General features: G+C 50.2%; 1 protein-coding gene. It reads left to right on the forward strand.

What is annotated here, in order from left to right; genetic code table 11:
• Positions 1-337: 337 nt before the first annotated feature.
• Positions 338-773 (forward strand): hypothetical protein (locus tag E2E34_RS37710; RefSeq protein WP_208765421.1); only part of this gene is annotated, 436 nt, incomplete at its 3' end.

Genomic DNA, 773 nt, shown 5'->3' on the forward strand with positions numbered 1-773 from the left:
TTCTATTTCGGATATGCTTATGGAAATTCCTCGCATAGATTATAATAGGGCTGTAGGCTCTGATCCTACGCCTGTTCCTCCGCTTGAACCTTCTGCTGTTCCACCTTCTGAACCTCCAGCTCCCGACGCCCCTCAAGTGTCTGTTTCGTGGAACGATTCCTCCCTCTCCCCAAACCACGCTTCGTCGTCCCCTTATGTTCACCAACTTCCAGGTTATCGTCCTCCCTTCTCACCTCCCTACCACGCACCCGTTCCTCCATATTACGCTCCTGCTTCGTCTGAGTTGGCTTTACCTCCGCAAGATGCATATCTAGGCGCGCCGTTATATGATGCGCATGTGTCTCGAGAAGTGCTTCTGGGAGCGAGAAAACGCCATAGTCGAGAAAAAAGGGAAAGAAAAGAGAGAAAAATGGAAAGGAAGAGGGAGGAGAAAGAAAGGATCAGTAAAAGAGAGGAAGATATCAGGAAAAGAGAGGAAAAGATCAGAAAAAGAGAGGAGAAAGAAAAGATAAGGAAAAGAGAGAAGAGAGAGAAAAGGGAAAGAAAACGGGCAGAGGAGAAACGAGAAAAAGAAAGTGCAGCCCTAGCTTCTCCTGTCACCCCAGTCAGGACCCTAAAAGTCAAAGACGTCCATCTATATCTGTCTGCAACGAGTGGCCGGTTATTCCGTAGCGAAAGCCCATCAGGCCCCTCAGGCCCCTCAAGTCCTCGAGCCATGCCATCGGGTCCCCCAACGCCGAATCTGAGTGCCAGGCGGGTGCACCCCCTTATCT

The sequence above is a fragment of the Streptomyces albidochromogenes genome (assembly GCF_005981925.1).
In the GTDB taxonomy this organism is placed as follows: Bacteria; Actinomycetota; Actinomycetes; order Streptomycetales; family Streptomycetaceae; genus Streptomyces; species Streptomyces albidochromogenes.